The organism is Rheinheimera baltica DSM 14885 (assembly GCF_000425345.1).
Lineage (GTDB): Bacteria > Pseudomonadota > Gammaproteobacteria > Enterobacterales > Alteromonadaceae > Alishewanella > Alishewanella baltica.
This window is the reverse complement of record NZ_AUDG01000101.1, coordinates 1-5,058: the sequence shown is the minus strand read 5'-3', so window position 1 is coordinate 5,058 and position 5,058 is coordinate 1. Positions and strand designations below refer to the sequence as shown.

The following is a 5,058-nucleotide window of genomic DNA, read 5'->3' as shown; positions in this document are numbered from 1 at the left end:
GCCTCTTTGAGGATTTCAGCCTTTAGCCGCTCCTCGGCATACATCTTTTTAAGCCGTGCATTTTCGGTTTCCAGCTCCTTCAATCTGGCCATCATGGACGCATCCATGCCGCCAAACTTGGCGCGCCATTTATAGAAGGTAGCCGAGCTCATGCCATGCTCGCGGCACAGCTCCGGAACGGGTGCGCCGGCTTCGGCTTGCTTTAGAATTGCCAGGATTTGGCTGTCGCTAAATTTAGATGTTTTCATGCAGAATCTCCTGCGTTTATGTTACGAGAAAATTCTACTTTTGACGTCAGTTATTTTTAGGGTGTATTACCTAGCCGCTTGCGGATTGATATTAACGGTATTCTCGGCGCAGGCAGATCGATTTGCTGATGTACAAATTCAAGAAACTGCGTTAGGCAGCAATATATATATGCTGTCCGGTGCTGGCGGTAATATGGCGACATTCGTTGCTGGCGACGAAGTGCTGCTGATTGATTCGCAGTATGCAGAATTAGCAGAAAAAATTCGTTCCAAAGTGCTACAACTAAGTGCAGGAAAACCGTTAAGCCGGCTGATCAATACTCATGTACATGGTGATCATGTTGGTAGCAATGCCGCCTTATCTGCCGGCGTTGACATTATTGCACATCAAAATGTACTGATCCGCTTACAGCAGGATGGCGCTTTTCCTACAGCTGGTCTGCCAACCACAACTTTTATCGAACAGCTTCGCCTGCGTATGAACGGCATGACTGTGCGGTTAGATGCGATGCCGGCAAGCCATACTGACGGTGACGTTGTTGTTTGGTTTGAAGAAGCCAATATCGTGCATATGGGGGATTTATTGTTTGAAGGGCGCTTTCCTTTTATTGATACTAGTAAAGGTGGGTCAGTAAAAGGGTATATAAACAATACCCGGCAACTAATAAACATGTTGAATGACACGACAAAAGTGATACCCGGGCATGGCAACTTGACGGATAAAGCCGGGGTGCAACGTTCATTAGCAATGATGGAAGCCACGTTGGCCATAGTGAATGAGTTTAAAGCGCAAGGTATGACAGAGCAACAAGCCGTAGACAAAGGACTGGGCGAGCAGTGGAAAAAATGGCATTGGAATTTTATAACGGAAGAACGGTGGATAAAAACCTTATATCACGCTGATGTAAACTAGTACTTGTCGCGTCGACTCGGGCTGGTTATGCTGTGTTCCTATGCAAAATGCAGAGCCGGTATCGGCTGACACGTCAGGGCAAGGATGAAGTTACGTGAAACCCTAGTTGCTTATATGCTGCCATTGCTGGTTTTACCAGTGATGGCGTTCGGCTTTATGGCATATCAGTTTAGCAAACAGTACATGCAGCAAGAGGCTTTTTTCAATGCAGAAAGGGCCTTAACCCGTCAGCAAATGCGCCTTACCAGCTTTTTAGCGCACCAACAAACACGCTTGGCAATGTTGGCAACCAATCCACAGGTATTGCAGCATATTCAATCGGCAACGGCTGAATCGAAGCAGGCGGTGGAACAGCAATTTAGTCAGCTAATAACAACAGACCGCCTCATCCAGTCGGTAAAGTTGCTAAACCTGAATGGTGATTATGAAGCACAGGTACCCATTAAAACAGAGTCCTCTATTGTCCCTAACCGGTTTCGCAATGAATATTTTTCTTCTTTACAGGCTCAGGTAGATAAAGCCGGTTATTTTCTAGCGGAAGATACTGACAGCAATAGCCTTAAATTGTTTTTTGCACATAAGCTTTATGTTCCTTCAGTAACAGAGTCAAGGAGGCTGTGGGGCTACTTAGTTATTGTACTAAACCTTGACGTATTTGCTGAGACAGTAAGTTATCAGCACACCCCCAACAGCGTCACGCTGTTAATTAATCGCGCTGCTACTATTACCTATGCCAGTAATCCAGCGCTTATAGGTAGCGCATTTGCCCCAACAAACTTTAGAGCGATTCAACACAGTATTGACGCCGATCAATTTGCTGATGTCATCCTGTTGGGGCAAAGCCGGTTACTATTGGGAAAAAGTCTGCCCGGTTCTTATCAGTTACTGTATGGCATAGACGAAGATGAACTGCTAAACACACAGCATACTTTGTCTTTGGTACTGGTACTGTTGATAATATTAGTCTGTTTAATCCTGCCACTATTGGCGTATTGGTTACTGATCCGCAATATTTTCGAGCCTATTAAGCAATTAACCGCCGCTAAAACTGCTGTAGGCCGAGGTGATTTATCAACGTTATTAGAGGTTAAAAAGCAAGATGAATTAGGCGATATGTTCGCAGCATTCAATGTTATGGTTAGGCAGCTACGCGTCTATCGAGAACGTGAGCGTGCTTATAAACAGCAATTAGAAGATAAAGTCCTCAGGCGTACACAAGATTTGGCGCGCGTGAACGATGACTTGGCTGCTGCTAACCAGGAACTGATTCTGGCTCGAGAAACGGCAGAGCAAGCCAATAGATTGAAAAGTGTATTTTTAGCCAATATGAGTCATGAAATTCGTACACCGTTAACCGCTATTATTGGTTTTTCTGAACAAGCACAGCATGAGAATGACAGCATTAAGTTACAAAACTATCTGCAACGCGTGCTAAAAAGCGGTGATCATTTACTAAACCTGATTAATGATATTTTGGATTTATCCAAGATTGAGGCTGAAAAACTAGAGCTGAATTATGAAACCTTTGATTGCCTGGCGGTGATTGATGATGTTTATCAGCTCACTCGCAGTCAAGCTGAAGCCAAAGGTTTAAACTGCATATTACAGTTAAACTATCCATTACCACGTTATTTGCACAATGATGTTTTAAGATTTCGTCAGGTGCTGTTAAATTTAACCAGTAATTCAGTAAAGTTTACCCAGAAGGGCAAGATTGTCATTAGTCTGTCGTTTGACGTCGTCAGCCAGCAATTATTTATTCAGGTTAAAGACAGTGGTATTGGCATGAGCGTTGAAGAACTCAGTCGGATTTTTAAACCGTTCGTGCAAGCTGATGCCACGGTAACCCGTCACTATGGTGGGACCGGATTAGGGCTGTGTATTTCGAAAAAACTCATGCTGCAAATGGGTGGCGATATTCATGTTGAAAGTGTCAAAGGTATAGGGAGCTGTTTCGAGTTACAGTTTGATTGTGTAGCACAGCAACCCGAGTTGGTGACAAGCTTTACTAAAACAACCGCTGAAACCGATGTGATTTTGGAGGCAGAAGCAGGGCGAAAATTACACATATTGGTAGCTGAGGACAACGTTGATAATCAACTGTTGTTACAACTAATGTTAGCAAAATCTAATGCCAGTTGTGAGGTCGTTGCCAATGGACATAAAGCAGTAGAGCGTGCTTTGGCCGATGACTTTGATCTTATCTTCATGGATATGCAAATGCCGTTAATGGGCGGAGAAGAGGCGACGCGTTTGATTCGGCATGCAGGTATTGAAACACCCATAATAGCTGTTACGGCAAATGTGATGTCTGAAGATTTGGAACGATATCGTCGCTCTGGTTGCCAGGACCTAATGCCTAAACCCATAATGCAAGTCGATTTGATAGCTATACTGACTAAATATGGTAAAGCTTCATCGCCTACAATTGACATACTGGCGCAACAGTTGGCGTTAGACCCGCAAATGCAAGCATTGAAACAGCAGTTTGCTGAGCAATTGCCTGCACTGGTAAAAGAATTACAACAATATTGCGGTTCCTCTCAGTGGCCGCAATTATCTTATGCAGCGCATAGTTTGAAAGGCAGCGCCGGCAGTATGGGCTATCCTGATATTACAGCACTTGCGGGAGAGTTAGAGCTAAATGCCAATAATAAACAATGTGAAAGTTGCGAAGCGTTAATTAAACGCATGTGGCAGGTAATTGCCAGCTCATCGCAGCAAGAAGCCTAGTGTGGTTTAGCTAAGGAGATACTATGACAGCGCAACAACAATTGCTTCAGATTTTAAAGCATAAAATTCAACATGACGAATTGGTATTACCAACACTGCCAGATGTAGCGCTAAAAGTAAGACAACGCTCAGCAGAGCCTGATATCAGCCTCAACGAGATGGCGGATGTTATTGCGCAAGACCCCGCACTGGCTGCCAGAATGATCAAAGTCGCAAACAGCGCCTTTATGGGACGTTCAATTAAGGTTACAACACTAAACCAGGCAGTAACACGAATAGGCTTAAGCCAAATTAGAAATATTGCCATTGCAATGGCATTGGAACAAGTATTTGTATCTAAGCACAAACAAGTACAAAAACAATTAGACATGTTGTGGCAGAACAGCATTGAGGTAGCCAGCATCTCTGCAGCGTGCCTGGCATACTATAACAGCCAGGTTGGTCGCTCAGGACTAAATAAAGACGTTCTTACGCTAATGGCATTAGTCCATAACATCGGTGCACTGCCACTTATTACTGAAGCCGAACGCCAGCAAGACTTACTAGGAGATTCGCGGTTTTTGTTGTTTTTAACAACAAATTTAGCTACTCAGGTAAGTGTAAGAATTCTCAATGTGTGGGGGTTTGCTGATGAATTTCAACAGGTGGCGTTGAACTGGCAAACATTAGAACCTTGTAATCCGGGCCCAGATTATACTGACTTTATTCGTCTGGCAAATATTGCCCGGGATGGTTACAGTGATAAAGAACAAGAACAGCGCTTGTTAAAATACTACATGAACATGCATATGGCGCCGCAGGAAAACTTTATGCTACACCCTGATATACAAACCGTATATCAGGACGTACGAACAGTATTTAGTTAGTTGAACGAAGCCGCTACGCGGCAGAGTGGATCATCAGCTGTACTTCTTATGCCCTTCAATCGTGAAGGCTCTGTAAGGAGTATTATCATGAATACCAACGAGCAACACCGCTTTAATAATTTGTATCAAGAATATCTTAATGCGTTAACCTTGCAAGGAAAAAGTCCTAAAACGGTTGATATGTATAGCCGCTATTTGCGCCAGGTTTCACTGTTTTTTGACACCTGCCCGGATGCCCTCACCGCTGCTGAGCTTAAAGGCTATTTCCTGAAACTGGTGGAAACCAAATCCTGGAGTG

At 43.9% G+C, this 5,058-nt stretch carries 5 protein-coding genes; 4 read left to right on the top strand and 1 reads right to left on the bottom strand.

What is annotated here, in order from left to right:
* Nucleotides 1-248 (bottom strand): transposase (locus tag H595_RS0119285; RefSeq protein WP_027672616.1); only part of this gene is annotated, 248 nt, incomplete at its 3' end.
* Here H595_RS0119285 and H595_RS0119280 point away from each other — a divergent pair.
* The 4 genes from H595_RS0119280 to H595_RS23030 all read left to right on the top strand — a co-directional run.
* A complete protein-coding gene (locus H595_RS0119280; RefSeq protein WP_084153662.1) occupies nucleotides 247-1,161 on the top strand; it encodes an MBL fold metallo-hydrolase in 915 nt (304 codons plus the stop codon). The two genes, H595_RS0119285 and H595_RS0119280, sit on opposite strands and share 2 nt — an antisense overlap.
* Nucleotides 1,162-1,245: 84 nt before the next feature.
* Nucleotides 1,246-3,894: a hybrid sensor histidine kinase/response regulator gene (locus tag H595_RS0119275; RefSeq protein ID WP_027672614.1), complete on the top strand. Its 2,649-nt coding sequence runs from the start codon at nucleotides 1,246-1,248 to the stop codon at nucleotides 3,892-3,894.
* Between the two features lie 23 nt (nucleotides 3,895-3,917).
* Nucleotides 3,918-4,760 (top strand): HDOD domain-containing protein, encoded by an 843-nt coding sequence (locus H595_RS0119270; RefSeq protein ID WP_027672613.1) that lies wholly within the window; start codon nucleotides 3,918-3,920, stop codon nucleotides 4,758-4,760.
* 87 nt (nucleotides 4,761-4,847) lie between these two features.
* Nucleotides 4,848-5,058 (top strand): phage integrase N-terminal SAM-like domain-containing protein (locus H595_RS23030; RefSeq protein WP_037055466.1); only part of this gene is annotated, 211 nt, incomplete at its 3' end.

What these genes read in the sequence shown, in the direction of transcription:
- H595_RS0119280 (WP_084153662.1), top strand. Translation starts at nt 247, where the DNA reads ATGCAGAATCTCCTGCGTTTATGTTACGAGAAAATTCTACTTTTGACG.
- H595_RS0119275 (WP_027672614.1), top strand. Translation starts at nt 1,246, where the DNA reads ATGAAGTTACGTGAAACCCTAGTTGCTTATATGCTGCCATTGCTGGTT.
- H595_RS0119270 (WP_027672613.1), top strand. Translation starts at nt 3,918, where the DNA reads ATGACAGCGCAACAACAATTGCTTCAGATTTTAAAGCATAAAATTCAA.